This window comes from Methylobacterium oryzisoli (assembly GCF_046557895.1).
Classification (GTDB): Bacteria; Pseudomonadota; Alphaproteobacteria; order Rhizobiales; family Beijerinckiaceae; genus Methylobacterium; species Methylobacterium oryzisoli.
Genome location: NZ_JBKIBX010000038.1, coordinates 21,473 through 47,107 on the forward strand (window position 1 = coordinate 21,473; position 25,635 = coordinate 47,107).

At 72.8% G+C, this 25,635-nt stretch carries 28 protein-coding genes; 13 read left to right on the top strand and 15 right to left on the bottom strand.

The features are described from left to right. The first annotated feature begins 76 nt into the window (after nucleotides 1-76). From thiE to ACKUB9_RS26455, 5 genes are all read left to right on the top strand, one after another. The gene (gene thiE / locus ACKUB9_RS26435; protein WP_407528897.1) at nucleotides 77-778 is read left to right on the top strand and encodes a thiamine phosphate synthase; all 702 of its coding nucleotides are present in this window, start codon (nucleotides 77-79) and stop codon (nucleotides 776-778) included. After that, a complete protein-coding gene (gene thiD, locus ACKUB9_RS26440) occupies nucleotides 775-1,578 on the top strand; it encodes a bifunctional hydroxymethylpyrimidine kinase/phosphomethylpyrimidine kinase (protein WP_407528898.1) in 804 nt (267 codons plus the stop codon). The genes thiE and thiD overlap by 4 nt, the downstream gene beginning before the upstream one ends. A gap of 19 nt (nucleotides 1,579-1,597) precedes the next feature. Then, nucleotides 1,598-1,900 (top strand): type II toxin-antitoxin system RelE/ParE family toxin, encoded by a 303-nt coding sequence (locus tag ACKUB9_RS26445; protein WP_407528900.1) that lies wholly within the window; start codon nucleotides 1,598-1,600, stop codon nucleotides 1,898-1,900. Further along, complete coding sequence (locus tag ACKUB9_RS26450; protein WP_407528903.1) at nucleotides 1,900-2,217, top strand: helix-turn-helix domain-containing transcriptional regulator; 318 nt, start codon at nucleotides 1,900-1,902, stop codon at nucleotides 2,215-2,217. The genes ACKUB9_RS26445 and ACKUB9_RS26450 overlap by 1 nt, the downstream gene beginning before the upstream one ends. A 157-nt stretch (nucleotides 2,218-2,374) precedes the next feature. Then, nucleotides 2,375-2,995 carry a helix-turn-helix domain-containing protein gene (locus ACKUB9_RS26455; RefSeq protein WP_238240630.1) on the top strand — a complete coding sequence of 207 codons (621 nt, stop codon included), beginning with the start codon at nucleotides 2,375-2,377 and terminating at the stop codon, nucleotides 2,993-2,995. A gap of 12 nt (nucleotides 2,996-3,007) precedes the next feature. Here ACKUB9_RS26455 and ACKUB9_RS26460 read toward each other — a convergent pair whose 3' ends face one another. The 4 genes from ACKUB9_RS26460 to ACKUB9_RS26475 form a co-directional block, all read right to left on the bottom strand. Next, complete coding sequence (locus ACKUB9_RS26460; protein ID WP_407528905.1) at nucleotides 3,008-3,607, bottom strand: ABC-type transport auxiliary lipoprotein family protein; 600 nt, start codon at nucleotides 3,605-3,607, stop codon at nucleotides 3,008-3,010. 122 nt (nucleotides 3,608-3,729) lie between these two features. Next, the gene (locus ACKUB9_RS26465) at nucleotides 3,730-4,809 is read right to left on the bottom strand and encodes an MlaD family protein (RefSeq protein WP_407528907.1); all 1,080 of its coding nucleotides are present in this window, start codon (nucleotides 4,807-4,809) and stop codon (nucleotides 3,730-3,732) included. A gap of 175 nt (nucleotides 4,810-4,984) precedes the next feature. Then, complete coding sequence (locus ACKUB9_RS26470) at nucleotides 4,985-5,755, bottom strand: ABC transporter ATP-binding protein (protein ID WP_407528976.1); 771 nt, start codon at nucleotides 5,753-5,755, stop codon at nucleotides 4,985-4,987. Between the two features lie 57 nt (nucleotides 5,756-5,812). After that, entirely contained in the window at nucleotides 5,813-6,922 is a 1,110-nt protein-coding gene (locus ACKUB9_RS26475) for an ABC transporter permease (protein ID WP_407528977.1), read from the bottom strand. A 463-nt stretch (nucleotides 6,923-7,385) separates the two neighbouring features. On the opposite strand from ACKUB9_RS26475, the gene ACKUB9_RS26480 reads away from it, so the two are divergent. Both ACKUB9_RS26480 and ACKUB9_RS26485 read left to right on the top strand, forming a co-directional pair. Further along, nucleotides 7,386-7,667, top strand: a complete 282-nt coding sequence (locus tag ACKUB9_RS26480; RefSeq protein ID WP_407528909.1) for a PDZ domain-containing protein — start codon at nucleotides 7,386-7,388, stop codon at nucleotides 7,665-7,667. Beyond that, nucleotides 7,664-8,146 carry a dCTP deaminase gene (locus ACKUB9_RS26485; protein ID WP_407528910.1) on the top strand — a complete coding sequence of 161 codons (483 nt, stop codon included), beginning with the start codon at nucleotides 7,664-7,666 and terminating at the stop codon, nucleotides 8,144-8,146. The genes ACKUB9_RS26480 and ACKUB9_RS26485 overlap by 4 nt, the downstream gene beginning before the upstream one ends. Nucleotides 8,147-8,279: 133 nt before the next feature. Here the strand turns inward: ACKUB9_RS26485 and ACKUB9_RS26490 are convergent, their stop codons facing one another. After that, nucleotides 8,280-9,476 carry an MFS transporter gene (locus tag ACKUB9_RS26490; RefSeq protein WP_407528912.1) on the bottom strand — a complete coding sequence of 399 codons (1,197 nt, stop codon included), beginning with the start codon at nucleotides 9,474-9,476 and terminating at the stop codon, nucleotides 8,280-8,282. 114 nt (nucleotides 9,477-9,590) lie between these two features. On the opposite strand from ACKUB9_RS26490, the gene ACKUB9_RS26495 reads away from it, so the two are divergent. Both ACKUB9_RS26495 and ACKUB9_RS26500 read left to right on the top strand, forming a co-directional pair. Beyond that, on the top strand, nucleotides 9,591-10,523 hold the full coding sequence (locus ACKUB9_RS26495) for a hypothetical protein (protein ID WP_407528913.1): 933 nt from the start codon (nucleotides 9,591-9,593) through the stop codon (nucleotides 10,521-10,523). A 65-nt stretch (nucleotides 10,524-10,588) separates the two neighbouring features. After that, nucleotides 10,589-11,029, top strand: a complete 441-nt coding sequence (locus ACKUB9_RS26500) for a DUF1489 family protein (RefSeq protein WP_407528915.1) — start codon at nucleotides 10,589-10,591, stop codon at nucleotides 11,027-11,029. A 79-nt stretch (nucleotides 11,030-11,108) separates the two neighbouring features. On the opposite strand, the gene ACKUB9_RS26505 is transcribed toward ACKUB9_RS26500, so the two are convergent. Further along, nucleotides 11,109-12,614, bottom strand: coding sequence for an anion permease (locus tag ACKUB9_RS26505; RefSeq protein ID WP_407528917.1), 1,506 nt, complete (start codon nucleotides 12,612-12,614; stop codon nucleotides 11,109-11,111). 111 nt (nucleotides 12,615-12,725) lie between these two features. Between ACKUB9_RS26505 and ACKUB9_RS26510 the strand changes: the two genes are divergently transcribed. Next, complete coding sequence (locus ACKUB9_RS26510) at nucleotides 12,726-13,748, top strand: SMP-30/gluconolactonase/LRE family protein (protein WP_407528919.1); 1,023 nt, start codon at nucleotides 12,726-12,728, stop codon at nucleotides 13,746-13,748. A 252-nt stretch (nucleotides 13,749-14,000) separates the two neighbouring features. Here the strand turns inward: ACKUB9_RS26510 and kce are convergent, their stop codons facing one another. The 5 genes from kce to ACKUB9_RS26535 form a co-directional block, all read right to left on the bottom strand. Beyond that, a complete protein-coding gene (gene kce, locus ACKUB9_RS26515) occupies nucleotides 14,001-14,930 on the bottom strand; it encodes a 3,5-dioxohexanoate:acetyl-CoA acetone transferase (protein ID WP_407528921.1) in 930 nt (309 codons plus the stop codon). A gap of 14 nt (nucleotides 14,931-14,944) precedes the next feature. Further along, nucleotides 14,945-15,871 carry a 3-hydroxyacyl-CoA dehydrogenase gene (locus ACKUB9_RS26520; RefSeq protein WP_407528922.1) on the bottom strand — a complete coding sequence of 309 codons (927 nt, stop codon included), beginning with the start codon at nucleotides 15,869-15,871 and terminating at the stop codon, nucleotides 14,945-14,947. A gap of 40 nt (nucleotides 15,872-15,911) precedes the next feature. Next, entirely contained in the window at nucleotides 15,912-18,434 is a 2,523-nt protein-coding gene (locus tag ACKUB9_RS26525) for a branched-chain amino acid ABC transporter ATP-binding protein/permease (protein ID WP_407528925.1), read from the bottom strand. Nucleotides 18,435-18,447: 13 nt separating this feature from the next. Continuing rightward, entirely contained in the window at nucleotides 18,448-19,323 is an 876-nt protein-coding gene (locus ACKUB9_RS26530; protein ID WP_407528979.1) for a branched-chain amino acid ABC transporter permease, read from the bottom strand. Between the two features lie 136 nt (nucleotides 19,324-19,459). After that, a complete protein-coding gene (locus ACKUB9_RS26535; RefSeq protein ID WP_407528926.1) occupies nucleotides 19,460-20,707 on the bottom strand; it encodes an ABC transporter substrate-binding protein in 1,248 nt (415 codons plus the stop codon). Between the two features lie 141 nt (nucleotides 20,708-20,848). Here ACKUB9_RS26535 and ACKUB9_RS26540 point away from each other — a divergent pair, with 141 nt between their 5' ends. The 3 genes from ACKUB9_RS26540 (at nucleotide 20,849) to ACKUB9_RS26550 (ending at nucleotide 22,707) form a co-directional block, all read left to right on the top strand. After that, on the top strand, nucleotides 20,849-21,541 hold the full coding sequence (locus ACKUB9_RS26540) for a GntR family transcriptional regulator (protein WP_407528927.1): 693 nt from the start codon (nucleotides 20,849-20,851) through the stop codon (nucleotides 21,539-21,541). Between the two features lie 27 nt (nucleotides 21,542-21,568). Next, complete coding sequence (locus tag ACKUB9_RS26545; RefSeq protein ID WP_407528929.1) at nucleotides 21,569-22,336, top strand: SDR family oxidoreductase; 768 nt, start codon at nucleotides 21,569-21,571, stop codon at nucleotides 22,334-22,336. Between the two features lie 116 nt (nucleotides 22,337-22,452). Next, nucleotides 22,453-22,707: a hypothetical protein gene (locus ACKUB9_RS26550; RefSeq protein ID WP_407528931.1), complete on the top strand. Its 255-nt coding sequence runs from the start codon at nucleotides 22,453-22,455 to the stop codon at nucleotides 22,705-22,707. 70 nt (nucleotides 22,708-22,777) lie between these two features. Here ACKUB9_RS26550 and rarD read toward each other — a convergent pair whose 3' ends face one another. The 4 genes from rarD to ACKUB9_RS26570 all read right to left on the bottom strand — a co-directional run bounded on the left by rarD (nucleotide 22,778) and on the right by ACKUB9_RS26570 (nucleotide 25,594). Then, nucleotides 22,778-23,680 carry an EamA family transporter RarD gene (rarD, locus tag ACKUB9_RS26555; RefSeq protein ID WP_407528933.1) on the bottom strand — a complete coding sequence of 301 codons (903 nt, stop codon included), beginning with the start codon at nucleotides 23,678-23,680 and terminating at the stop codon, nucleotides 22,778-22,780. A 248-nt stretch (nucleotides 23,681-23,928) separates the two neighbouring features. After that, nucleotides 23,929-24,213, bottom strand: a complete 285-nt coding sequence (locus ACKUB9_RS26560; protein WP_407528935.1) for a hypothetical protein — start codon at nucleotides 24,211-24,213, stop codon at nucleotides 23,929-23,931. A gap of 163 nt (nucleotides 24,214-24,376) precedes the next feature. Beyond that, the gene (locus tag ACKUB9_RS26565; RefSeq protein ID WP_407528936.1) at nucleotides 24,377-24,769 is read right to left on the bottom strand and encodes a Rap1a/Tai family immunity protein; all 393 of its coding nucleotides are present in this window, start codon (nucleotides 24,767-24,769) and stop codon (nucleotides 24,377-24,379) included. Between the two features lie 171 nt (nucleotides 24,770-24,940). Then, nucleotides 24,941-25,594, bottom strand: a complete 654-nt coding sequence (locus ACKUB9_RS26570; protein WP_407528938.1) for a hypothetical protein — start codon at nucleotides 25,592-25,594, stop codon at nucleotides 24,941-24,943. Nucleotides 25,595-25,635: the final 41 nt, after the last annotated feature.

Genomic DNA, 25,635 nt, shown 5'->3' on the forward strand with positions numbered 1-25,635 from the left:
GCCGCCTGCGGTTGACGCCCGCGCGCGGGCGCGCTTACTCGGGAGCGTGCCGGACGGTCCGGCCCGGAGACCCCGCATGCCCGTGGACACCTGCGCGACCGTGCCGGTCGACCTGCGGCTCTACGGCATCCTCGACATCGGCTTCAGCGGCCCCGACCCGGATCGCCTCGCCCGGCTGGCGCGCGACGCGGCCGCGGGCGGCTGCACGCTGCTGCAGGTCCGCGAAAAAAGCGTCGGGAACGCCCGCGCGAGCGTGGAGCGGCTGCGTGCGATCCACGCGGCGCTCCGGGGCACCGGGGTGCCGCTCCTCGTCAACGACCGGGTGGACCTCGCGCTGGCGGCCGGCGCGGAGGGCGTGCATCTCGGCCAGGAGGACCTGCACCCGGCCGATGCGCGCCGGATCCTCGGACCCAAGGCGATCATCGGCCTCACCCTCAAGACCGGCGCGCAGGCCGACGAGCTCTACCGGCTGCCGGTGGACTACGCCTGCATCGGCGGCGTCTTCGCCACCACCAGCAAGGACAACCCGGACCCGCCGGTGGGCCTCGACGGGCTCGCCCGCATCGTCTTCCGGGGACGGCTCGCCCGCGGGGCCGGCCTGCCGCTCGGGGCGATCGCGGGAATCGACCGCAGCAACGCGGCGGCGGCGATCGGGGCGGGGGCGGACGGCGTCGCGCTGATCTCGGCCCTGTTCGGGGCGCCCGGCGAGGTGGAGGCGCGGGCGCGCGACCTGCGCGGGGTGGTGGACGCGGCGCTGGCGGCCCGGGGCGCGGCATGACCCCGATCGCCGTCACGATCGCGGGCTCGGATTCGGGCGGCGGCGCGGGCATCCAGGCCGACCTCAAGACCTTTTCGGCGCTCGGGGTCTACGGGGCGAGCGTGATCACCGCGCTCACCGCCCAGAACACGCGCGGCGTCCAGGGCGTGCACGACGTGCCGCCGGACTTCGTGGCCCTGCAGATCGCCAGCGTCTTCACCGACCTCGCAGTGCGGGCCGTGAAGGTCGGAATGCTGTCGCGCGCGCCCATCATCGCGGCGGTGGCGGAGGGGCTGACCGCCCACGCCGCCGGCCTGCCCCTGGTGCTCGATCCGGTGATGGTGGCGACGAGCGGCGACCGCCTGCTCGCCGACGACGCCGTGGCGGCCCTGCGCGAGCGCCTGCTGCCGCGCGCCGTCCTCCTCACCCCGAACCTGCCGGAGGCCGCGGTGCTGCTCGGCGAGCCGGAGGCCCGCGACGAGGCCGCGATGCTGGCGCAGGGGCGCCGCCTGCTTGGGCTCGGGCCGCGGGCCGTGCTGATGAAGGGCGGGCACGGCAGCGGCCCCGAGAGCGTCGACCTCCTGGTCGGGCCCGGCGCGGCGGTGACGCGCCTGCCCGGACCGCGCCTGACCACCCGCAACACCCACGGCACCGGCTGCACCCTGTCCTCGGCCGTCGCCGCCGGCCTCGCCCGCGGCCTCTCCCTGGAGGCGGCGGCGCGCGGCGCGAAGCACTATCTCGCGGCGGCGCTCGCCGCCGCCGAGCGGCTGACGATCGGGCACGGGCACGGGCCGGTGCACCATTTCCACGCGGTGTGGTGAGGCCGCCCGGAGCCGCCGCATGGAGATCATCGAGGCCGTCGACGCGCGCGGGCACAGCCCGTTCGCGCGATGGTTCGATCGGCTCGATCCCCAGGCGGCCGCTAAGGTCACGGTCGCCCTGGTGCGAATGGCCCAGGGCAATCTCTCCAGCGTGAAATCGGTCGGCGGCGGCGTTCAGGAATGCCGCATCGATTTCGGCCGCGAGGGCGAGACGTGGATCATCCTGCTCGCGGGCGGGACCAAGAAGCGCCAGCAGGATGACATCAGGGCTGCAAAGGACCTGTGGGAGGAGTACAAGCGGCGCAGGAAGGAGGCCCTCTGATGGCGCTGACTCGGAGCTTCGGCGACACCGTCCGGGCGCGCGTCGCGCGGGATCCCGCCTTCCGTGATGCGCTGCTGACGGAGGCGGTCGAGCAGTTCCTCGGCGGCGACATCGATCTGGGCCGCGCCGTCCTGCGCGACTACATCGCGGCGACAATCGGGTTCGAGCGCCTCGCGTCGGAGACCGGCACATCGAGCCGGTCCCTGCAGCGCGTGCTCGGGCCGCACGGCAACCCGAGTGCCCGCACCCTCTTCGCGCTGCTCCAGGCCGTCCAGCAGATCTCGGGCGTCCGCTTGGCGGTCGCGGCCGACCACTGAAGTCGCCGCCCCCTCGCGGCTCGCCGCACTCTTGGCGATTCCGCCGCCGCGACGGCCTTTCCCCTTGCCAGCCCGGGCCGATTGCGTTTGATGGAGCGTACGGTCGTTCGGAATGCGGAACGGCGCGGCTTCATCCGAAACAGTGCGCGGGCGGGCGATGGGTGTCGAGCGGGGGCGTGAACGGGCCAAGGACATGATGACCGGCGCGCAGGTGCTGTCGGGGCAGCTCGGCAAGACCATCCAGCGGCTGCGCAAGGCCTACAACCTGTCGCTCTCGGAACTCGCCGAGCAATCGGGCGTGGCGAAGTCGATCATCAGCCAGATCGAGCGCAACGAGACCAACCCGACGCTGGCCACGATCTGGCGCCTGAGCCAGGCCCTCGACGTGTCGATCGAGCGGGTGCTGGCGACGGGCGACGAGGAGCCGTTCATCGAGAAGTCGTCGCGGGCCGACACGCCGATCCTCGTCTCCGACGACGGCCGCATGCGCCTCGCGATCATCGGCTGGATCAAGACCGTCGAGTGGCTGCAATGGTACGACCTCTCGGCCGAGCCGGGGGGCGAACTCGATTCGGACGCCCACCAGCGCGGCTCGGTGGAGTGCCTGTCGGTGCTCGAGGGCGAGTTCGAGGTCGACGTGGCGGGGGAGATCCAGCGCGCGAGGGCCGGCGAGACCCTGCGCTACCGCTGCGACCGGCCCCACACGGTGCGCTGCACCGGCACCGCGCCGGGGCGGGCCACGATGGTGGTGATCATGAAGGCGGCGGTGATGGAGTAGGGCGCCCGCCCGTCACGCCGCCGCGCCGACCCAGCGCACGATCTCGGCCAGCACCGTCGACAGCGCCCGGTCGAGCCCGTTGGCGGCGCTCCCGGCATTGACCTCGGCCACCGGCACGCGGGCCCGGAAGACCCGGGCGGCCACCACCGCGCCGGTGGCGTCGGACACCAGCTTGGCCGAGATGTCCACCACCGCCTCGCGCGAGCCCGCCGCGATGTCGAAGGCGCGGATCTCGGTGACGAGCAGCGTGTCCGCCGCGACCTTGTCGCCGGGGCGGCTCACGGAGCGCAGGCGCCCGGTATTCTCCAGGCTCTGGAGCAGGCGGGCCTGGATCAGGCGCGGCAGGCGGTCGGCCCATTGGCCACCGCCGAGGAACGACAGGGAGCCGCCGGCCTCGCGCACGATGATGCGGTCGGCCTCGAAGGGCTGCAGCCCGACCGGCTCGGCGACCACGAGCGCGCGCCGCGCCGGCCCGCTGCGCGCCGCGCCGGGGAGGGCGGTGAGGTCGAAGGTGGTCGGCACCGCGCCGCCGCAGCCCCCGAGGGCGAGGGCGAGGGCGAGGAGCGGGGTGCCGGCGCGGAGACGGGCGCGGAGACGGGGATGGGTCGGCATGGAGGCTGCGGGGCGGGGGGCGCGAGACCCAGACATAGGCCCCGAACCTTGACGGGATAGCCTCCGGGCGGCCCGCCAGGAGTCCGGCCGCGCGCATCTGCTGGGGGTGCAGCGCAACAAAGCTACCGCCCGTTGTATTCGGGCAACGTCGGCTTGCCGCCGAAGATCACCTGCGAGGGGTCGCGCTCCAGGGTGCGGGCGGCGCTGTTGAGGCTGTTGAGGGTGCGCTGGCCTTCCGTGGAGAGGGTCTGCACCTCGCGCCGGCCGGCGCCGGAGAGGCGGCCGAAATGGGTGGTGATGCTGGCGGTGCGCTTGTCGAGGTTCTCCGACATCGTCCGGAAGGCGCGGCCGGCCTCGCGGATCGACACCGCCGCCTCGCGGATCTCGCCGAAGGTGCTCCTGCCCTCCTCGCCCGAGGCGGAGCCGAGGAAGCCCTCGGCGCCCTTGAGCACCGCGTCGATGCGGTCGGCGGAGGCGTTGAGCTTGGCGGCAAGCGAGCGCGCGTCGCGCAGGCCCGCCTCGATGTCGGGGGAGGCGGAGGCGAGGGCGGCGGAAAACCGGTCGGCGTTGTCGATCAGGCTGCCGAGCTTGCGCCCGTCCACGGCCTTGACCAGGGCGTCGAGGGCCGGCGCGCTGTCGCTGAGGGTCTTGGAAAAGCGCTCGACGTTGGCGAGCGTCCGGTTGATCGCCCCCTCGTTGCCGGCGACGACGCGGTCGAGGCGCTGGAGCATGTCGTCGGCGCGCTGCGCGATCATGCGCGCGCTCTGCATCAAATCCTGGATGTCGGAGGAATCGGCGAAGATCGTCGCCATCCGGTCGCCCTCCGGGGCCTTGAGGGCCGGGGCGTCGGCGCTGCCGCCGACGAGCGCGATCGAGGCGACGCCGGTGAGCATGGTCATGTCGAGGCGCGCCCGCGTGTCGGCGCGCAGCGGGGTGGTGCGCTCGACCTCGACCACCGCCATCACCCGGCGCGGGTCCTGCGGCAGGAGCTGCACGTCCACCGCCTCGCCGACCCGGATGCCGTTGAAGGTCACGAGCGAGCCCTTGGCGAGCCCGCCGACGCCGCCCGAAAAGACGATGCGCAGCGGCAGCCGTCCCTCATTGGAGACGCTGCCGCGCATCCAGTAGGCGAACAGGAAGCCGGCCGCGATCACCGCGAGCGTGAAGGCGCCGATCAGCACGTTGTTGGCGCGGGTTTCCATGCCTCTCAACCGGCTCCTGTGGCGGGGGGACGGCGGATGGCCGCGCGCCGCAGGGGCCACCTGCGCCGGGACGTCCTGCCATCCAGCAAGGGGACCGATGCGACGGGAGCATCGGGACGGGCCGGACGGCCCTGATTAACGGCCACGCTCGGCGCGGAGGGTGCGGCGGCGCACATCACCGGGCGGCCGCCCGTGCCTCGCCGGGGACGATCGAGCGGGCGCGCTTGCCGTGGAAGTACGAGCGCAGCCAGGGATGGTCGGAGGCGAGCATCTCCTCGATCGGGCCGTGGGCGATGATCTGGCCGTCGCCGAGCGCCGCGATGCGGTCGCAGGCGGTGTAGAGGCTGTCGAGGTCGTGCGTGACCATGAACACCGTGAGCCCCAGCGTGCGCTGGAGCGTCGCCACGAGCTCGTCGAACTCCCCCGCGCCGATCGGGTCGAGGCCCGAGGTCGGCTCGTCGAGAAACAGCACCTCGGGGTCGAGGGCCAGCGCCCGGGCCAGCGCCGCGCGCTTGATCATGCCGCCGGAGAGCTCGGAGGGGAGCTTGTCGGCGGCGTCGGCCTTCAGGCCGACGAGCTCGATCTTGAGCCGCGCGAACTCGTCGAGCAGGCGCTCGGACAGGTTCAGGTGCTCGCGCATCGGCACCTGGATGTTCTGCTTGACGGTGAGCGCCGAGAACAGCGCGCCCTGCTGGAAGAGCACGCCCCAGCGCCGCTCGATCACGCGGCGGCGGGCGGGGGTGAGGCCATCGACGTCCTCGCCGAAGACCTCGATCGTGCCCGCGCGCTTGGGCACGAGGCCGAGCAGGGTGCGGGTCAGCACGGACTTGCCCTGGCCCGAGGGGCCGACGAAGCCCAGGATCTCGCCGCGCAGGATGTCGAGGTTCAGTCCCTTCAGCACCGTGCGGTCGCCGAAGCCGACCACGAGGTCGCGCACGCGGATGATCGCGTCGCGTCGCGGGGACGTCTGACTTTGGCGCTGGCCTTGCACGGGAAGCCGTCTCTACAGGTCGATGGCTGCGAAGAAGATGGCGAAGACGCCATCCAGCACGATGACCATGAAGATTGACTTGACGACTGAGGCGGTGACGTGGCGGCCGAGCGATTCCGCCGAGCCCTCCACGGCGAAGCCCTCGCTCGTCGCGATGACGCCGATGATCAGGGCCATGAACGGGGCCTTGATGAGCCCGATGGCGGCGTGGCGGTAGGAGACCGCGTTCTGGAGCCGCGCCAGGAAGGCGTCGATCGACATCCCCCCGTAGAGGAGCGAGGTGAGCGCCCCGCCCGCGAGCGCCGCGAGATCGGCCAGGAAGGCGAGGAGCGGCAGCGCCAGCATCAGGGCGAGGATGCGCGGCACGATCAGGATCTCGATCGGGTCGAGGCCCATGACGCGCAGCGCGTCCACCTCCTCGCGCATGCGCATGGAGCCGATCTCGGCCGTGAAGGCCGAGCCCGAGCGCCCCGCCACCATGATGGCGGTGAGCAGCACCCCGAGCTCCCGGAGGGTCAGGATGCCGATCATGTTGACGACGTAGGACTGCGCCCCGAAGCGCTGGAGCTGGATGATGCCCTGCTGCGTCACGATGCAGCCGACCAGGAAGGCGATCAGCATGATGATCGGCGCGCCCCGGAAGGCGATCTGCTCCATCTGGTTGACGAGGGCGGCGCCCCGGAAGGAGCGCGGGCGCGCCAGCACCCGCAGGCAGGCCGCGACGGTCTCGCCGAGGAAGCCGACCCAGGCCACGACCTCGCGCCCGAGCCGGCGCACGCCCGCGCCGAGGGACGCGACGGCGTCCACGGGGCCGGCGCGGCGGCGCGCGCCTGCCGGCGCGGCCTCCCGGTAGGCGACCTCGCGCAGCAGGATGCGGTGCTCCGGGAGCGCGCCCGCGTAGTCCACGGCCCGGCCCGCGGCCTCGATCTCGGCCCGCGTGCGCTCCAAGACCCAGGCCCCGAGCGTGTCGAGGCGGGCGAGGCCCGAGAGTTCGATCTGCACCCGCCCGCCCTCGCGGGCGGCCCCGGCGATCTGCCCGGCCGCCGCCTCGACGGCGGGCGCGTGCGCGGCGACCCAGCGCCCGGACAGGCGCGCCTGCACGCCGTCGCGGAAGCGCACCAGGGTGGCGGCGGCGCCCTCGGACGAGGCGCGCTCCGGCCCGGCACTCTCGGGCAAGGGGCCTTCGGGCAAGGGGCCTTCGGGCAAGGGGCCTTCGGGCAAGGGGCCTTCGGGCAAGGGGCCTTCGGGCAAGGCAGGTTCGGGCACGGTGCTCTCGGGCACGAGCCGCATGCCGGACTCGGTCGACACGGGCCGGCCCTCCATCCTTCGCGAAGCGTCCCCTTGACTCGCGCTTATAGCGCCGGAGCGGGGCCGGCGGCAAACCCGCGGTCCCTCTCGCGTCATGCCCTCGATCGGAGCGGACGGGAAACGCCCGGCCTGCCGCCTGTTCCCTCTCTGTCCTCAGATCATCCCTCATGCTGTCAGGCGGCGTCGGCAGGGGATAAGCTCTACCGTAGGGCGTTTGCCGCTGGAACATCGGTGCGGCGGTGACGTCTAACGGACGTGGACGAGCGGAGGCACGGCGATGATGCGCGTGAAGGTCGAACGGATCGGAGGCGGCCTGCATCCGAGCGAGGTCGTCGTTGCCGTAGAGACGAGAACCGGACGGGAGGAGCTATCCGTCGACGGACGCTCCTTGCAAGGCTCTTCGCAAGACTCTTCCCTTGAGATAGGATGGCCCGTGGGCCAGGATGAAGCATACTACCTCGTGGAACTGCCCAACGAGACGTTCAGAGGATTCTGGCGCGTCTGGGTGCCCAAGAGCGACGTGACTTCAGCCGGCGGAGCTGCAAGAGCCGTGGCGTGATCCTCACCGATCGTGAGATCAAGAACTCCTTGGCAAGCGGGTTGATCGACATCAGCCCGCTGCCGGCACCCGAGTCTTATTCATCGACATCCGTCGATCTGACCCTGGCCCCGATCATCAGGGTGTTCAAGCAGCCGACGGTGGGTGTGACGGCGGCCATCGATCCGATGGTTCCGGGATACAGCGTGGTAAGGCTGATCGAGCGCGAGACCGACGCCCTGGATCTCTCGCAGAACGGCTACGTCCTTCCGGGCAAGACCCTCATACTGGGCTGGACGAGGGAGGCCGTTGCCCTGCACGATCGCGGGCGTGTGGCCGCTCGGGTTGAGGGCAAAAGCTCGCTTGCCCGCATCGGCTTGGCGGTCCATGTCACCGCCCCGACGATTCACGCCGGATTCAAGGCGCCATCGATTCAGCTGGAGATCGTCAACCACGGTCCGCTGCCGATAAAACTGACTCAGGGCATGCCCATATGCTAGCTCATCTTCGAGCAGACCCTGGGCATGCCGGACAAGGCCTATCAGGGTCAGTTCGTCGGCCAGACCCCCACGTGAGCCCGCTCCGGCCCGCCGCGAGCGGCCTTCTCGCCGGCAGGTCACCGGAGCACCCGCGTCAACCCGATCCGACCGCCGGGCGCGGGGCGCGGCGGGCGGCCGCCGCCACGAGGGCGAGGCCGAGGCCCGCGAGCGGCAGCATCAGCGCGAAGGCCAGCACCGGGCCGCCGGCCCGCACCGCCGCGCCGCTCGCCAGCGTGGCGACCGCGGAGCCCAGCGCCGCGACCGCCCCGTAGGTGCCCTGCGCCCGCCCGCGCGCGCCCTCGGGGGCGAGGCGCGACAGGGCGCCCATCGCCCCGAGCTGCGTCGCCCCGAAGGTGAGGCCGTGCAGCACCTGGAGCGGCAGCACCGCCGCCGGGAGGTCGGCCAGGACGACGAGTCCGGCCCAGCGCAGGAGCGCGGCGCCCGCCCCGAGGGCGAGGAGGCGGAAGGGCGCGTCGCGCAAGCTCGGCAGCCGCGGCACCAGGGCGAAGAAGGCGATCTCCGCCACCACGCCCACCGCCCAGGCGGCGCCGATCGCGGCCGGCGAGAGCCCGAGGGCGGCCCAGTGGATACTGCCGAAGGCGTAGACCGCCGCGTGGCTCGCCTGCAGGCAGGCCGCCGCGCCCATGGCGAGCCACAGGGCCGCCGGCAGGGGGATGCGGGCGGAGGCCGGGGCCGGGGCGGCGTCGCGCTGCGGTTCTCGGGCCGCCAGGACGGCGCAGCCCGCCGCCGAGACGAGGCCGAGCGCGGCCAGGAACGCGGTGGCGCCCGCCCGCTCGCCGACGAGCCCGAGCAGCCAGCCGCCGCTCAGCGCCGCCGCCAGGAAGCCCAGCGAGCCGCCGAGCCGGATGCGCGCGTAGGCGAGGCGGGGGTCGCGCCGCACCGCCGCGAGGCTCAGCACGTCCACCGCCGGCACGAGCGGCGCGCCCGCCACCGCGTTCAGCGCGATGACGAGGGCGAGCAGCGGCCAGCCGATGCCGGCCGCCGCCGGCATCAGGGCGTAGGTGAGGGCGAGCCCGAGGCTGCCGGCCACGAGGAGGGTGCGGGGGCCGACGCCGCGGTCGATCAGCCCGGTGAGCGGCGCGGTGACGAGGATCTTGACCGCGATCGGCAGCGCCACCAGGGCGCCGATCAGCCCCGGCTCCAGCGACAGGCTGGCGAGCCAGAGCGGCATGAACGGCATGGCGATGCCGATCCCGGCGAAGATCACCGCGTAGAGCAGGCCGAGGCGCAAGGCCGGCGAGGAGGCGGGGGAGGACGCGGGTTTGGACATGGGGCTGCGTCGGCCGGGCGCCGAATCGACCGGACCGCGCGTAAGCCGACGTTAACGCCGGTCTGTCAAGCCGTTCCGGGTGTTCTGCGTCCACAAGCCCGGGACCGTGCGACCATGGCAGAGTTCCATCCGCTCACGCCGACCGGCATCGACGAGTACGAGACGATCGAGACCGCCCTGATGGAGACGGGGCGGGGCCGATGGTTCCTGTCCGAGTTCGCCCGGCGCCAGCGGGGCGACGACACCGAGCGGCTGCTCGGGGCCATCGCCAAGCTGGAGACCACCCTCACGGCCGAGCGCCCGGTGCCGGAGATCGACCGGATGCGGCTCGACCTCGTGGAGATGGTCAAGGCGATCAGCCGCACCAAGTCCGAGATCGCGGCGATCCAGGCCCCGGACCAGGACCAGAGCCGGCTGGAGGCCGCCTCCGAGGCGCTCGACGCCATCGTGCGCACCACCGAGCGCGCCACCTCGGACATCCTGCAGGCGGCCGAGGAGGTGCAGGAGGTCGCCTGGACCCTCCGCGAGGGCGGGGCCGACCCCCGGGTCTGCGACACGCTCGACCACAACGCCACCCAGATCTACACCGCCTGCTCGTTCCAGGACCTCACGGCCCAGCGCACGAGCCGGATCGTCCACACGCTGCGCTACCTCGAACAGCGCCTCACGGCGATGATCGAGATCTGGGGCGCGGACGGCGCCGAGCCGGCGCCGGCCGCCGGCCCGGTGCTGGTCACCCCCGACCTCGCCCAGAGCGACGTCGACGCGATGATCGCGACGAGCCCGGCGGCGTCCGAGCCGCGCCCGCCCCGGCTGGCGCTGGTCGAGCCCGTGCTGCCGGTCGACGACATCGCCTTCGTGCCCGCCGCCGACCCGCTGCCCGCCGCCGAGGACGAGACCTCGCAGGACGAGAGCTTGGACGAAGAGACCTTGGACGAGGAGACCTCGGACGACGTGACCTGGGAGGGCGAGACGATCCCGCTCGGAAGCGTCTTCTCCGACCTCGACGGGCTCAGCGTGCAGGAGCGGATGAGCCGGTTCAGCTGACCCCCCGCCTCGCGCGCGCCACGATCGCCCGCCAGAGGGGGCGGCCCCGCGGCGGCCTCGATCCCATGCCCCTCCACCTCCTGAAGCTCTGCGTCGGCTGCGAGTCCATCCGCGACCTCGAATCGTGGATCGCCGCGCGGCGCGCGGCGGCCGAGCGGGAGGGCGCGGCCTTCGAGCAGGTCCACACCACCCGGATGGCCCCCAAGCGCGCCGACGAGATCGCCGGGGCGGGCTCGCTCTACTGGGTGATCAAGGGGCTGGTGGCCTGCCGCCAGCCGATCCTGGCGATCCGTTCCTTCACCGACCCGGAGGGGATCGGCCGCTGCCGGCTGGTGCTCGATCCCGGCGTGATCCCGGTCGAGCCGCGCCCCTGCCGCCCGTTCCAGGGCTGGCGCTACCTCGCCGCCGCGGACGCCCCGCGCGACCTCGGCGGCCGGACCGGCGCCGACCTCGCGGCGATGCCGGAGGCGATGCGGCGGGAGCTGGTCGCGCTCGGGCTGCTGTGAGGGGCGGTCCGGCGGCGACGCTCCCGCCGGCCGCGCGGCGGAGGCGCCGTCCCGGATCGGGGCGGACCGGCGGTCCGTCTCAGCGCAGCATCAGGAGCGGCACGCCGATGCCGAGCAGCGCGCCGAGGAACAGGAGCCCGAACAGGGTGCCGAGGCGCCAGAAGTCGGCGGTGGGCAGGTAGCCGCTCTCGTAATAGACCGGCGCCGGCCCGGTGGCGTAGGGGGTGATGACACCCATGATCCCGTGCGTGACGGCGAGCGCGACGGCGAGCGTCGGCACGGGCAGGCCCGGCACCGCCATGCCGACGGACAGCATCACGGGCAGCATCGCGGTGGTGTGGGCGGTGATGCTGGCGAACATGTAGTGGGAGAAGAAGTAGATCGCCACCAGGGCGAGCAGCGCGGGCGTCGGCGCGAGGCCGCCCATGTGGGTCGCGACATAATCGGCGAACCACCTCACGAAGCCGGTGCGGCTCAGCCCCCCCGCCAGGGTGACCAGGAGGGCGAGGAGCGACAGCGTGGTCCAGGCCGCCTTGTTGGCCGCCATGTCCTCCCAGGTGACGACGCGCGTCATCAGCATCAGCACGAGCACGATCAGCGCCGCGGTCGTCGCCTCGACGGAGTGGCCGCCGAAGATCCACATCAGCACCGCGAACAGGACGAGGACGGCCAGGATCACCTCCCGGCGCGAGATCGGTCCCATCCGCTCCAGCTCCCCCGCCGCCCAGGCCGGCACCTCGTCGCTGCGGGTGATGCGGGGCCGATAGGCGACGTAGGTGAGGAGCGGCAGCAGCAGCAGCAGCGGCAGCGCGAAGGGCGCGGCGGCGAAGAACCACTGCGCCCAGGTGATCTGGACGCCCGCGATCTTGCCGATCAGCTCCACCGCCAGGAGGTTCGGGGCCAGCGCCGTGAGGAAGAGGGAACTCGTGATGCAGCCCGCCGCGAAGGTGGTCCACATGATGTAGCCGCCGACGTCCCGGGCCGAGGGGTGGTTGGGCAGCGAGCCGTAGAGCGGCGGCAGGTTGCGCACGACCGGGTAGACGGTGCCGGCGCTGCGCGCGGTGTTCGAGGGCGTGAAGGGCGCCAGGATGGCGTCCGCGAGCGTCACCGCGTAGCCGAGCCGCAGGGTGGAGCGCCCGAGCGCGCGCACCAGCAGGAGGGCGATGCGCCGCCCGAGCCCGGTTTTTTCGTAGCCGAGCCCGAGCATGAAGGCGGTGAAGACCAGCCACACGGTCGGGTTGGCGAAGCCCGAGAGCGCCCAGCGCAGGGATTCCTCGGCGGCCTTGAAGCCGGGCTTGGCGAGGTCGGCGGGGCTGAACAGCACCCAGGGCGCCAGCACCGTGACCGAGACCACGCCCGCGAGCGCCACCGCCGGGCCGGGCAGGGGCTCGACCACGAGGCCGGCGATCACCGCGGCGAAGATCGCGAAGTAGTGCCACGTGTAGCTCGCGAGGCCCGCCGGGGCGGGGCTGAGCGCGATCAGCACGGCGACCCCGAGGGGCAGGAGGGCGCGCCACAGGGCCGGCCGGTGCGCCGGCTTCGCGGGGGTCCGGTCGGCGGAAGGACTGGAGCTGGCTTGGATCACGGACGCTCTCTCCTCTCGCGCGCGATCGGACGCCGCGCTCGCGGGCGCGGGCGGGACGCCCGCGCCTTGCGTCCTACATTCACCCGTCCGTAACGGAAGGGAAGTCGAATCATGAACCGACGCGACGTTCTGACGGGAGCCGGCGCCTTCGCGGCCGTCGGCCACGAGGCCCTCGCCGGCGGGCTGCCGCTCGGCAACCTGCCCGGTACCCGCTACCCCGATCCGCGCATCGAGGCGCTCGATCCGCGCTTCACGGCCAAGATCGGCAACGCGGGCATCGAGCGGATCGCCACCGGATTCCGCTGGGCGGAGGGGCCGGTCTACGTCCGCGACGGCGGCTACCTCCTGTGGAGCGACATTCCGAACGACCGGATGCTGCGCTGGCTGGAGGAGGACGGCCATGTCAGCGTCTTCCGGTCGCCCTCGCACCATTCCAACGGCAACACCCGCGACCGGGAGGGCCGGCTCGTGACCTGCGAGCACGGCACGCGGCGGGTGACCCGCACCGAGCACGACGGCCGCATCACGGTCCTGCTCGACCGGTTCGAGGGCAAGCCGCTCAACGCCCCCAACGACGTGGTGGTGGCCTCCGACGGCGGCATCTGGTTCACGGATCCGGGCTACGGCATCGACGGGAACTACGAGGGCATCAAGGCGGCGGCGGAGCTGCCGACGCGGGTCTACCGCCTCGATCCCGGGACCGGCCGGGCGGCCGTGATGGTCGAGGACATGGCGCGGCCGAACGGCCTCGCCTTCTCGCCGGACGAGCGCATCCTCTACGTGGTCGACAGCGCCACCGGGAACGGGCGGCGGGCGCACATCCGGGCCTTCGCGGTGGAGGGCGCACGCCTCGCGGGCGGCCGGGTCTTCGCCGACGATTTCGCGCCCGGGCTCACGGACGGCCTGCGCACGGACGAGGACGGCAACGTCTGGTGCAGCATGGGCTGGGCCGACCCGGCCGAGGACGGGGTGCGCTGCTACGCGCCCGACGGCACCCTGATCGGCAAGATCCACCTGCCGGAGACCTGCGCCAACCTCTGCTTCGGCGGCGTCAGGCGCAACCGCCTGTTCATGACCGCGAGCACCTCGGTCTACGCGCTCTACGTGGACGCGCAGGGCGCGCTGCGGCCGTAGGGCGCTCGCACTACGGACACTGGCGCGCTTTCCCGGACGACTGGAACGACGTGGAAGGAGATCCGGGATCCAGGCGATGATGTCGCGAAGCGTCGGCCTTCAGCGATCGCGCCGAGAGGCGGAGCCGCTTCGCGGCGCTTCACGGGGCTGGATCCCGGGTCGCATTCCGCTGTCGCTGCATGCGCCCGGGAAAAGGAAGGGATGCGCGAAGCCTCCCGGGCTTCGCGGTCCCGGTCATGTCGGACGCCGACGTCAGAACCCGACCCGGTCGCCGCCCTTCAGCTCCAGGATCCCGCGCGCGTCGTCCGGGGTCGCGATCTCCAGGCCCAGGCCCTCGATGATCTGGCGCACCCGCGTGACCTGCTCGGCGTTCGAGCGGGCGAACTGGCCGGGACCGATCCAGAGGGAATCCTCCAGGCCGACGCGGACGTTGCCGCCCATCGCGGCGGCCTGGGCGGCGATCGGGAGCTGATTGCGGCCGGCCCCCAGCACCGACCAGCGGTAATCCTGGCCGAAGAGCCGGTCGGCGGTGCGCTTCATGTGGGCCACATCCTCCGGATGCGGGCCGATGCCGCCGAGGATGCCGAAGACGCTCTGGACGAAGAACGGCGGCTTGATCACGCCGCGGTCGGCGAAGTGGGCCAGCGTGTAGAGATGGCCGATGTCGTAGCACTCCACCTCGAAGCGGGTGCCGTTCTCGGCGCAGGTGGTGAGGATGTGCTCGATATCCGCGAAGGTATTCTTGAAGATGCGGTCGCGCGAGCCGGCGAGGTAGGGTTCTTCCCAATCGTGCTGGAACGACTTGAAGCGGTCCAGCATCGGGTAGAGCCCGAAATTCATCGAGCCCATGTTGAGGGAGGCGACCTCCGGCTTGAAGTGGGCGGCGGGCGCGAGGCGCTCGTCGATGCCCATGGTGGGGGCGCCGCCGGTGGTGAGGTTCACCACGCAGTTCGCCCGCTGCTTGATCACCGACAGGAAGGGCTGGAAGGCCTCGGGACTCTGGTCGGGCTTGCCGGTCTTCGGGTCGCGGGCGTGCAGGTGGACGATGGCCGCGCCGGCCTCGGCGGCACCGATCGCGGCCTCGGCGATCTCCTCGGGCGTCACCGGCAGGTGGGGGGACATCGAGGGGGTGTGGATCGCGCCCGTCACCGCGCAGGTGATGATGACTTTCCGGGGGGCCATGGAACGAACTCCTGTCAGCGTTGGGCGCGCTTGTGCGCCATCAGGGCGGCGAGGCGGGCGTCGCGGCGGCGCGCGCGCGCCTCGGCCGGGTCCGGATCGGGGCCGCCGTCCCAGGCGGCGACGATCCGGGCGAGGGTGTCCGCCTCCCAGACCGACGGCGGGGCCGGGTCGGCCGCGAGGCTGCGGTAGAAGCCGCCGTAGCGGGCCCCGTAATCGGCAACGCCCCCGGGCGCGTTGAGATCAATGGTGGCGAAGGGGCCGAGGAAGGACCAGCGCAGCCCCAGGCCCGCCGCCACGGTCTTGTCGAGGTCCTCGGGGCTCACCACGCCGTCGGCGACGAGGCGGAACGCCTCCGAGAGCAGGGCGCCCTGGAGGCGGTTGAGCACGAAGCCTTCCACCTCGCGGTGCACCGTCACGGGCTCCTGGCCGGCGGCGGCGTAGAGGGCGCGGGCGCGCTCCACCACGGCCGGATCGGTCCAGGGGGCGCCGCAGAGCTCCACCACCGGCACGAGGTGGGGCGGGTTGACCGGGTGGCCGACGAGGCAGCGGGCGCGGCCGGGGAGATTCTCGGTGAAGCGCGAGGCCACGATGGCCGAGGTCGAGGAGGCGAGGATCGTCCCGGGCGCGCAGAGCGCGTCGAGTTCGGAAAAGAGCGCGCGCTTGGCCTCCACGGTCTCGGGGCCGTTCTCCTGCACGAGGTCGGCGCCCGCCACCGCCTCGGCGAGCGACGGCGTCGTGCGCACCCGGGCGAGGATGGTCGGCACGTCCGCGACGAGGCCGTGGGCCGCGAGCTGGCGCAGCGCCTCCTCGATATGGCCGGGCGCGGCCATGAGCGCGGCCTCCTGCACGTCGGTGAGGCGGACCTCGAACCCCGCGCGGGCGAAGACCACGGCCCAGGAGCGGCCGATCAGCCCGGCTCCGACGATCGCGACGACTGGCATCAAAGAGGTCTCCGGTGATCGGGCCGTCACAGCCACAGCCTCACAACCACAGAACTTGCCGGCGCAGATCGAGGTCGTCCCGCAGGGCCTGCGAGGGGCCGACATGCATCACCCGGCCGCGCTCCAGCGCCACCGTGCGGTCCGAGAGCGCGAGCGCGAGGTCGAGGTTGTGGTCGACGATGACGATCGAGACCTCGCGGCGCAAGCGATCGAAGGTCTCGAACAGGCTCTCGACGATGGCGGGCGCCAGCCCCTCGAAGGGCTCGTCGAGGAGCAGCACCCGCACGTCGCCGGAGAGGGCGCGAGCCACCGCCACCATCTGCTGCTCGCCGCCCGAGAGGTAGTCGGCGGCGGTGCGCCAGCGCTCGCGCAGGCGCGGGAAGTAGGCGAGGATGCGCTCCTCGTCCCAGTGCACGCCGTTGCCGGTGAGCCGCCGCAGGCGGCCGAGTTCGAGATTTTCGGCGACGCTCATGCCGGCGAAGAGGCCGCGCCCCTGCGGCACGTAGCCGATGCCCGCGCGCGCGATCGACGCCGCCGAGCGCCCGTCGAGGGAATCGGCCCCCAGGCGGATGTGGCCGGACGCGTGCGGGGCGATGCCCGTGATGGTCTTGAGGCAGGTGGACTTGCCGGCCCCGTTGCGGCCGAGCAGGGCCACGATCTCGTGCTCGTGCACGTCGAAGGTGACGCCCGAGAGGATGTGGCTCTTGCCGTAGAAGGTGTCGACGTTGTCGAGCGCGAGCAGCGTGCGGGGCTCGGCGGCGCTGGGGCGGGGCTTGGCGGCCATCGCGGCGGTGCCCGAGCCGATATAGACCTCCTGCACCGCCTTGCTGGAGCGGGCATCCTCGACGGTGCCGTCGACCAGCACCCGGCCCTCGTTCATCACCGTCACGGCGTCGGCGATCTGGAAGACGCGGTCGATGTCGTGCTCGACCATCAGGACGGGCACCTCGGTGGAGACCCGCTTGATGATGTCGCCGATGCGCCCGCGCTCGGCCGCCGCGAGGCCGGCCAGCGGCTCGTCGAGGAGCAGCACCCGGGGCTTGGTGGCGAGCGCCACGCCCATGTCGAGGAGGCGCTGGCCGCCATACGAGAGGGAGCCGGCCTCCGCCCGCTCCAGGCCGGCGAGGCCGAGCCAGCGCAGGATCTCGGTGGTCTCGGCCGCCACCGCGGGCTCGCTGCGGGCGTCCCGCCAGGGATGGAAGCGCCCGGGATGGCGGCCCTGGACCGCGAGGCGGATGTTCTCCTCGACGCTGAGCGCCGGGAACAGGTTGGTGATCTGGAACGAGCGCCCGAGGCCCGCCTGGCAGATCCGCTCCGGCGAGAGGCCGGCGACCGGGCGCTCCTCCAGGGTCACGGTCCCGGTATCGGGCTTGAACATGCCCGAGATCAGGTTGAAGGCGGTGGTCTTGCCCGCGCCGTTCGGGCCGATCAGGGCATGCAGCGTCCGGTCGCGCACCGCGATGGTGACGTCCTCCACCGCCTTGATGCCGCCGAAGCGCTTCGAGATGCCGTTCGCCGCGAGGATCGCGCCCGGCACGGGGGCGTCCGGCCGCAGGAAGGCCGGCAGGTTCTCGGGCGCGCCGGCACGGCGTCCGGCCATGGCGGCGTCCTCGGTGGCGGCGGGCCGCACCATCCGGTAGAGGCGCCGGCCGATGCCGACGAGCCCGTCCGGCGAGAACAGGATGAAGCCGACGAACAGCAGGCCGAACCAGAAGAGCCAGTCGCTGGTCCAGATCGAGAGCAGCTCGCGAAACAGGATGAAGAACAGGGCGCCGATCGCCGGCCCGGCGAGGCTGCGCATGCCGCCGATCACCACCATGGCGAGCAGTTCGCCCGAGAAGGCGATGCCGAGGGGCTCGGCCGAGGCGAAGCGGTGGGTGAAGACCGAGAGCACGCCGGCGAGCCCCGTCACGCTCGCCGAGACCGCGAAGGCGAGGAGCTTGTAGCGGTTGGTCGGGTAGCCGAGGAAGCGCGCCCGCTGCTCGTTCTCGCGGATCGCCTCCAGCACCGTGCCGACGGGCGAGCGGCGCAGGCGCGACAGGGCGTAGAGCACCGCGAAGCCGAGGACGGCCACCACCGTGTACCACAGGCCCGGCCGCTCCAGGTCGAACCCCGCCAGCGCCGGGCGCTGGACGCCGCCGAAGCCGCTCTCGCCGCCCGTGAGCGCGGTCCAGCGATAGGCCACCGTGAAGGTGAGCGCCGAGAGCGCGAGCGTCAGGAGCGAGAAGTAGACCCCGCGCCGGCGCAGGATCAGCAGGCCGAGCAGCAGCGCGGCGAGCGCCACGAAGGCGAGGGCGAACAGGGCGGGCGCCACGATGCCGCCGGGAAACAGCGCGCGCTGGCTGATCGCCGCCGCGTAGGCGCCCAGGCCGAAGAAGGCCCCGTGCCCGAACGAGACGAGGCCGGTCTGGCCGACCAGGATGTTGAGGCCGAGGCACGCCACCGCGAAGACCACGACGTCGGTGGCGGAGGTCAGCGTCAGGCCGAGGCCCTGGAGCGCGAAGGGCAGGGCGGCGAGCGCGAGCGCGAAGGCGGGCAGGACGAGCCGGTCGGTGTGCGGCATCGGGCTCAGGTCCCTACTCGAAGCGCAGGATGCGCTCGCCGAACAGGCCGCGCGGCCGGACGAGCAGGATGATGGCCATGAGGGCGTAGATCGCCGCCTCGGCGAAGCCCGGATAGACGAGAACCATCAGGCCGCGGACCACGCCGACGATGAGGGCGGCCGCCACGACGCCCCAGAACGAGCCGAGGCCGCCGATCACCACCACCACGAAGGCGCCGGTGAGCACCTCCGCGCCCATCGCCGGGTGCACGCCGGAGATCGGCGCCAGCATCACGCCGGCGAGCGCCGCGAGCCCGACGCTGATGACGACGACCGCCGCCATGTAGGGCTTGAGCGAGATGCCGAGCGCCGCGACCATGTCGGGGTTCTGCACGCCGGCCCGCACCACGCGCCCGAAGGTGGTGCGCTGGAGCAAGAACCACACCGCCGCCACCGCGACCACCACCGCGGCCAGGATGGTCAGGCGGTAGCGCGAGAGGATGAAGTCGCCGACGAAGATCTGGCCGCGCAGGGCCTGCGGGATGCCGTAGGGCAGGGGCGGCGCGCCGAAGATCATGCGCAGCGCCTGCTCGGCCACCATGGCGAGGCCGAAGGTGAGCAGGAGCGAGAGAATCGGGTCCGAGCGGTAGAAGCGGCGGAAGAGCACCCGCTCGACCAGAAGCCCGATCAGCCCCACCAGCACGGGCGCCGCCACGACGGCCCCGCCGAAGCCGACATACGGCGAGAGCACGATGGTGAGGTAGGCGCCGATGGCGAAGAACGCCCCGTGCGCGAGGTTCACGATGCCGCCTAAGCTGAAGATCAGCGACAGCCCGAGGGCGATCAGGAGGTAGATCGCCCCGAGGAAGAGGCCGTTGACGACCTGCTCGACGGCGAGGGTGAGGAGCATCACGGGGTCGGTTCCGGTGTCTCGAGGCCGGTCATGGCGTTCGCGCAGGACAGCGCGGGAACCCCTCTCCCGTGCGGGAGGGGGGTTCCGGTGCGGCCCGCGCCTTACTTGGCGGACGTGCGCAAGGCGCCGCCCGTCACCCCTCCATCTTGCAGCCCGCCTCCTCGGCGGTGGGGGCCAGCACCTCCAGGTCCTCGTTCGGCCCCGGCAGGGCGGGCGAGGAGGAGAAGATGTCCCACTTGTCCTTCACCTTGTCGGCCGGCAGCGCGGTGATGGCGTACATCTCGCTGATGAGCTGGTGGTCGCGGGACCGGAAATAGCCCGGGCGGGGCTTGAGCACGTCGAACTTGGCGCCGCCCTCCAGGTAGGAGACCAGGGCCGGCCCCTCGGTCGACTTCGCCTCGCGGATCGCCTGGGCGACGATCTTCACGGCGTTGTAGTCGCCCCAGGCCTGGTTCTCCGGGGGCTTGCCGTACTTCTTGGTGAAGGCGGCCGTGAAGGCCTTGGCGGAGGGCGTGTCCACCTTGTGGTGCCACAGGCAGGGCCAGGTGCCGGCGAAATTGCCGGGGCCGGCGCCCCAGGCGAGCGCCGTGTCGAAGCCGAAGCCCGCGATCGGGAAGGGCAGGCCGTACTCGGCGTACTGCTTGAGGAAGTTGGTGATCTGGTTGCCGGCGAGGTTCGAGATCACGAGGTCGGGCTTCGCCTGCCGGATCTTGATCAGGTAGGCGGAGAAGTCGGTGGCGTCGGTGGGCACCAGCTCGTCGGCCGCGAAGGTGCCGCCGTTGCCCTGCATGAACACCTTGGCGACGCGCAGGAGATCGTGGCCGAAGGCGTAGTCGGCGGTGAGCGAGTACCACTTCTTGCCCTTCACCAGCCCGTCCTGGACCAGCGAGCGGCCGACCGCCTTCACGTACATCGAGTTGGCGCCCTCGATGTGGAACATGAAGCGCTTGCAATCCTGCCCGCGCAGCGCGTCCGAGTTCGCCCCGGTGTTGAAGAACGGGGTGCGCCCGCGCTGGGCCACCTGCCCGATGGCGAGCGCCGAGGCGGACGAGATCTCGCCCACCACGGCCGCGACCTTGTCGCGCTCGATGTAGCGCTCGGCCTTGCTCGACGCGGTCTGCGGGTTGACCGAATCCTCGGTGAGGAGTTCGAGCCGCCGGCCGTTGATGCCGCCCGCGGCGTTGATTTCTTCGGCGGCGAGCTGGGCCGCCGCCACGGCGTACTCGCCGAGCGGCCCGAGGAAGCCGGTGCGCGGCGTCAGGTGCCCGATGCGGATCGCCTCGCCCTGCGCCCGCACGAGGGCGGGCATCGCCAGGGCGGCGCCGGCGGCGAGCCCTCCCTGCATCAGGCGGCGGCGCGTCGGATTCATCCCCTGCGTCATGGTGCGTTCCCTGCCCGAACAATCCGTCACGGTCGCTTGGCTTGCCGTGATCTGTGATCACACGTACGGTGACATCAAATCGAAGGCCTGTCGAGCCCCGGGAGGGGTTACGGCGGGCTCCGGAACGGGCGGAACGCGAAGGTGGACGACGCCATCGGCAGGATCGGGCGGGTCGAGCGCGTGACGCTCGGCGCCCGCGTCTACGCGGAACTGCGCGGGCTCCTCATCGCCGGGGAACTCGCCCCGGGCGAGCGCCTGTCGCTGCGCCGCGTCGCCGACCAGCTCGGCACCTCGATGATGCCGGTGCGCGAGGCGGTCTCGCGGCTGGCCGCCGACGCGGCCCTCACGGTGCTGCCGAACCGCTCGGTGCGCGTACCGCTGATGGATGCCGGCCAGTTCCGGGAGCTGACGCGGGTGCGGCTCGCCATCGAGGGCTTCGCCGCCGAGGAGGCGGCGCGGGCGCGCAGCGAGGCCGACCTCGCGGCGATCGCCGCGCTGGACGACCTCTTCCGGCGCGAGGCGCGCGCGGCCGCGCCGAGCTTCGAGCGGGCGGTGCGGGCGAACAAGGACCTGCATTTCGCCGTCTACGCGGCGGCCCGGCTCCCGACCCTGACCGCAGTCATCGAGGGGCTGTGGCTGCGCGTCGGCCCGGTGCTCAACCTCGACATGCGCGTGTCGGGAACCCGCCTCGCGGAGGGGGCGGCGGAGCGCCATCACGGCCGGCTGCTGGCGGCGATCCGGGCGCAGGACGGGCTGGGCGCGCGCGCGGCCCTGGTGGCGGATATCGAGGAGGCGGCGGCCTTCATCGCGGGCAGCGGGCGCCTCGCCCCCTGACCCCGGCAACCTGACGAGGAGACGAGCATGGATATGGGATTGTCGGGCCTGAAGGTCCTGGTGACGGCGGGCGCGGCGGGGATCGGGATCGAGATCGCCCGCGCCTTCGTGGAGGAGGGCGCGCGGGTCCACGTCTGCGACGTCGACGAGGCGGCGCTGGCCGCCCTGCCGGAGGGGATCACCGGCTCGCGGGCCGACGTCGCCTCGCGCGAGGACGTGGAGCGGCTTTTCGCGGAGGCGCAGGCGTCGCTGGGCGGGCTCGACGCGCTCGTCAACAACGCCGGCATCGCCGGCCCGACCGGGCGCGTGGAGGCGATCGGCCCCGAGGAATGGGACCGCTGCCTCGCCGTCTGCCTCACCGGGCAGTTCAACTGCGTGCGCCTCGCGGTGCCGCTGCTGCGGCAGAGCGCCAACCCGTCGATCGCCAACCTGTCCTCGGTGGCGGGCCGGTTCGGCTTTCCCCTGCGCTCACCCTACGCGGCGGCGAAGTGGGGCGTGATCGGCTTCACCAAGTCCCTGTCGCGGGAACTCGGGGTGGACGGCATCCGGGTCAACGCGGTCCTGCCCGGCATCGTCGCGGGCGACCGCCAGCGCCGCGTGCTGGAGGCGCGCGCGCAGCAGCGGGGCATGAGCTACGCGGAGGTGGAGGCGGAGGCCTTCGCGGCGGCCTCGATCAAGGATTACGTCACGGCCCGCCAGATCGCCGACCAGATCATCTTCCTGGCCTCGCCGCGGGGCCGCACCATCTCGGGGCAGGCGCTGGCGGTGGACGGCGACCTGCAGATGCTGAGCTAACCGGATAAGCGGTCCGCCGGGCTTGATCGGGACCGGGCCGCGGCCGAAACTGGACGTCGGTCCAAGTGCTTGGATCAGTGTCTCTTTGGATCAGTGTCTCTTGGGGGAGGGGCGTCGTGCGGGGTTTGGCGACGGGATGGCTCGTGCTCGGGATGACGGTGCTCGGCGCCGGGACGGGCGCGGCGCAACCGATACAGAGTCCGCAGGATGCGGCCTGCCGCAACGAGGCGCGGGCGCGGGTCTTTTCGACGCCGGACCCGCAGGGGCTCGGGCCCTACGTCGTCGGCCGCCAGATCTACACGGCCTGCATGCAGCGCGCCCAGGCGCCCCAGGGGCGCCGGGCCAAGCGCGTGAAGCGGTCGCGGCGCTGAGCCGACCCGCCCCGGGCGTCCCGCGCGGGCTCCTTGACGCCGGCCCGTGCCCGCCCCGGCGGGCCTGGCCTCACCCGGCGCAGCGCCGCGGATCGGGCGTCAGAGGGACCTGCGGCCGCGCCGCAGCGTCCGCCCGCGAGAGCCGCACGGCATCGACGGCGTAGAGCACCAGCGCCACCACGGTGAGCGCGAGCACGATGGCGCGCGAGGCCTCCAGGGTCTCGCCGTAGACGAGCACGCTCAGCACCAGCAGGCAGGACGGGGCGATGTACTGCATCAGCCCGAGGGTCGCGAGCTTGAGCCGGCCGGCGGCGGCCGCGAACCAGATCAGCGGCACCGAGGTGCTGAGGCCCGTCAGGAGGAGGAGCCCCAGGGTGCGCCCGTCGAGGGAGGAGACGGAAGCGGTCTCGGGGGCGAGCCACGCGAGGTAGCCCAGCGCCAGCGGCAGGAGCAGGAAGGTCTCGGCGCAGAAGCCGAGGATCGGGTCGATCGGCACCATCTTGCGGATCAGCGCGTAGAGCGCGAAGGAGACCGCGAGCGCGAGCGCCACCCAGGGCAGGGTGCCGGCGGTCGCCACCGCCACCGCGACCCCGAAGGCCGCGATCCCCACCGCCGCCTGCTGGAGCGGACGCAGCCGCTCGCCGAGCACCAGGGCGCCGAGCGCCACCGCCACGAGCGGGTTGATGAAGTAGCCGAGGCTCGCATCGAGCATCCGGCCGTTCTGCACCGCCCAGAGGTAGAGCGACCAGTTCGCGCCGATCATCAGGGCGGAGACGATCAGCAGGGCGTGGCGGCGCTGCGGCACCACCCGCACCCGGCGCAGGGCCGCCAGCAGCAGCACCACGAACACGCTCGACCACAGGATGCGGTGGCCGAGGATCACCCAGGCCGGGGTGCCGTCGAGCAGGCGGAAATGCACCGGGACGAGGAGGCCCCAGCTCAGGTAGGCGCCGAGCGCGTAGATCAGTCCCACCGGCCGCCCCTCCCGGAGACGTGCCCGCGTCCGGCGCGGGCCCCGTGTTCTGCCCGAGGGCGTCGCGCCTCACCAGGGCACCGGGCGGGCGGCGGCCATCCGCCCGGCGCATGACGAGAGGCGCGGAAAACCCTTCTCCCGCGCGGGAGAAGGGCAGCGGGATCGTCGATCCCGCCAGCATCGCGCGCGCGTCCGCGTTCAGCGCCGGTGACGGCTCGCGAGGCTGCTGTCGTCGCCCGCGGCAGTGGTCATCGGCCTTGCGTGCCGCCGGGGTCGTCGCCGCCGGTCGCGGTCCCGGCGCGGGGGGCGCCCGTCTCGTCGAAGTCGCGGCGGTTGCCGGCGTGGTCTTGGTACTGCTCGGTCTGCACGTGCTTGCCGTCGAGGCCGCGCTCGTCGCTGTGACGGGACTTGTCGCGGTTCGACAGCACCATGTTCTCTTCGAGGATGCCCTCCGGCAATTCGGTCATCGCGCCGGTGCCCGAGCCCTTCCCCTGGGCGCCGGGACCCATGTGGTGCCTGTCGGCCTTGGCCATTCGCATCCTCCGATCGCGGTGGGCGGGGGCGACAGGCCTCCGCCGGGGAAGGAGAGATGAGAGGGCGCCTTCGCCCGGGCAAGCGCGGCCGGAGGAAATATCGGCCCGGAACAATCCGGCCCCACGCGCGATGGGGGGCCGGTCGATGGCGAGGGCCGGTCGATCAGGACTTCTTGGAGCACGGATAGGCGTCGCGCAGGGCCAGCAGGGCGAGCACGCCCGCGCTCTCGCGCAGGGAGGCCGGGTGCGCCCCGCCGTAGGTCACGACCGCCTGGACCAGCTGCAGCAGCGTCCCCTCCGGCGGCAGGCAGGCGCCGAGCAGCGGCGGCTCGCCCTCGCGGTCGGCCACGGCCGCGAGATCCTGAACCGCGCTCATGAAGGCGAAGCAGCCGACCGTGTCGGGCTCCTGACGGAATTCGAGGGCCTTGCCGCGGGCCTTGGCGCTGCGCAGGAGGCTCTTGCACTGCGCGACGAGCTGGCCGCCTTCGACCGCGGAGGCGGCGGGAGCGGCCAGGAGCATCGCGGCGGCGAAGGCCGGCAGCAGCAGGTATCGCATCGGGACGCCTTGGCTGGAGCGGCCGCGTGGGCCGGGAGCCGCACCCTAGCAAGACCCGGGCGGCCCGGCGCAAGCCGCGGCCGGCCATCCCCGCCATCCCCAAAGCCGCACCCCGCGGCCAAGTCGCGCGGTCAAGTCGCGCGGTCAGGCCGTGCGGAGTTTCCGCGCGGATCAGCGGGCCGGATAGATCACCCGCATGGCGGTCGCGGTGCGGGCTTCGGCGTCGCCGGGTTCGGCGGCCGGTGTTCCGCGCCGGAGCCGGGCCATCGCGCGGCGCGCCTCGTCGGCCGGCAGGGCGCCCACGGGGGCGGTCATGGCCATGAGGTCGCGGCGGGTCTTGGTCGAGACGGCGCGCGAGCGGCTCACGTCCTCGAAGTCGCTCATCCGGTGCTTGCTGCCGGATTCGCCCTTGAACACGCGCGGCCCCTCCGGGAGGATGACGATGTCGCCGGGCCGGAGCGTCGGGTCGCGCAGGAGCGCCGCGCGCGGATCGAACGGCCCGCTCGGGCGCTCGACCTTCACGGGCTTCGTCTCGGCCGCCTCGGGCTTGGGCAGGGCGACGTAGCGGGCGCGGGCGCGCAAGGCCGCCCGGGCCTGCATCCGCTGGCGCCGCAGGGGACGGGCGTAGGGATCGGGGAGCGGCGCGGCCACCGGGGCGACCGCCTGGACCGGGGCCGGCGGCGCGAACAGGCTCCGGAACAATCCCCCGAACCCATCATCGGCGGCCTGCACGGCGACGGCGGTCGAGACCAGGATCATGCCGGAGGCGAGGGCCAGGACCAGCTCGCGGCCGCGCGATGCCGGGCCCATAGGGTTCTGCGGCATGGAACTCCTCCGGTGGCGCTTGTCGACGTGAGGCGTCTTGC

Coding starts and splice junctions, on each gene's coding strand:
- ACKUB9_RS26565 (WP_407528936.1), bottom strand. CDS start 24,769: ATGCGATACCTGCTGCTGCCGGCCTTCGCCGCCGCGATGCTCCTGGCC.
- ACKUB9_RS26490 (WP_407528912.1), bottom strand. CDS start 9,476: ATGTCCAAACCCGCGTCCTCCCCCGCCTCCTCGCCGGCCTTGCGCCTC.
- ACKUB9_RS26520 (WP_407528922.1), bottom strand. CDS start 15,871: ATGCCAGTCGTCGCGATCGTCGGAGCCGGGCTGATCGGCCGCTCCTGG.
- ACKUB9_RS26445 (WP_407528900.1), top strand. CDS start 1,598: ATGGAGATCATCGAGGCCGTCGACGCGCGCGGGCACAGCCCGTTCGCG.
- ACKUB9_RS26530 (WP_407528979.1), bottom strand. CDS start 19,323: ATGCTCCTCACCCTCGCCGTCGAGCAGGTCGTCAACGGCCTCTTCCTC.
- thiE (WP_407528897.1), top strand. CDS start 77: ATGCCCGTGGACACCTGCGCGACCGTGCCGGTCGACCTGCGGCTCTAC.
- ACKUB9_RS26570 (WP_407528938.1), bottom strand. CDS start 25,594: ATGCCGCAGAACCCTATGGGCCCGGCATCGCGCGGCCGCGAGCTGGTC.
- ACKUB9_RS26535 (WP_407528926.1), bottom strand. CDS start 20,707: ATGACGCAGGGGATGAATCCGACGCGCCGCCGCCTGATGCAGGGAGGG.
- ACKUB9_RS26455 (WP_238240630.1), top strand. CDS start 2,375: ATGGGTGTCGAGCGGGGGCGTGAACGGGCCAAGGACATGATGACCGGC.
- ACKUB9_RS26545 (WP_407528929.1), top strand. CDS start 21,569: ATGGATATGGGATTGTCGGGCCTGAAGGTCCTGGTGACGGCGGGCGCG.
- ACKUB9_RS26480 (WP_407528909.1), top strand. CDS start 7,386: ATGATGCGCGTGAAGGTCGAACGGATCGGAGGCGGCCTGCATCCGAGC.
- kce (WP_407528921.1), bottom strand. CDS start 14,930: ATGGCCCCCCGGAAAGTCATCATCACCTGCGCGGTGACGGGCGCGATC.
- ACKUB9_RS26510 (WP_407528919.1), top strand. CDS start 12,726: ATGAACCGACGCGACGTTCTGACGGGAGCCGGCGCCTTCGCGGCCGTC.
- ACKUB9_RS26560 (WP_407528935.1), bottom strand. CDS start 24,213: ATGGCCAAGGCCGACAGGCACCACATGGGTCCCGGCGCCCAGGGGAAG.
- ACKUB9_RS26495 (WP_407528913.1), top strand. CDS start 9,591: ATGGCAGAGTTCCATCCGCTCACGCCGACCGGCATCGACGAGTACGAG.
- ACKUB9_RS26525 (WP_407528925.1), bottom strand. CDS start 18,434: ATGCCGCACACCGACCGGCTCGTCCTGCCCGCCTTCGCGCTCGCGCTC.
- ACKUB9_RS26465 (WP_407528907.1), bottom strand. CDS start 4,809: ATGGAAACCCGCGCCAACAACGTGCTGATCGGCGCCTTCACGCTCGCG.
- thiD (WP_407528898.1), top strand. CDS start 775: ATGACCCCGATCGCCGTCACGATCGCGGGCTCGGATTCGGGCGGCGGC.
- ACKUB9_RS26500 (WP_407528915.1), top strand. CDS start 10,589: ATGCCCCTCCACCTCCTGAAGCTCTGCGTCGGCTGCGAGTCCATCCGC.
- ACKUB9_RS26460 (WP_407528905.1), bottom strand. CDS start 3,607: ATGCCGACCCATCCCCGTCTCCGCGCCCGTCTCCGCGCCGGCACCCCG.
- ACKUB9_RS26450 (WP_407528903.1), top strand. CDS start 1,900: ATGGCGCTGACTCGGAGCTTCGGCGACACCGTCCGGGCGCGCGTCGCG.